Source organism: Dellaglioa sp. CoH-57-MRSF-17 (genome assembly GCF_056782015.1).
The window spans coordinates 1-324 of the sequence record NZ_JBXAXY010000102.1 but is presented as its reverse complement, the minus strand read 5'-3'; the positions used below and the strand labels follow the sequence as shown (position 1 = coordinate 324).

The following is a 324-nucleotide window of genomic DNA, read 5'->3' as shown; positions in this document are numbered from 1 at the left end:
TGCCCGCGCTCGGGGGCCCGAAAAAGGCCATGGCACTCGGAATCTTTCCGGTTTCGAGCATACCTCGAATTCGGGTCACCACCGCATCCTGACCAAGGTAACGGTCGAGTTTGGTTGGTCGATACTTCCGATGAAGCGCATGTTGTTCTGCGTCGATCGGTGCACTGCTTTCCTTTTTCTTACTTGCGAACATCAGATTTCCTGTATTACGAGTTTTCTTCGTGCCACTCATCGTGTTCTTCGCGCCAACGCCGAAGCTCTTTCTTCATCATGAGGCGCACACCTCTTGCCGCCTCTTCGTACAGTGCGGCGCGCGCCTCTTTC

At 54.6% G+C, this 324-nt stretch carries 1 protein-coding gene; it reads right to left on the bottom strand.

The window, feature by feature from the left end; all coding sequences use genetic code 11:
- Positions 1–193 (bottom strand): hypothetical protein (locus AC1RPJ_RS08050; protein WP_481762888.1); only part of this gene is annotated, 193 nt, incomplete at its 3' end.
- Positions 194–324: the final 131 nt, after the last annotated feature.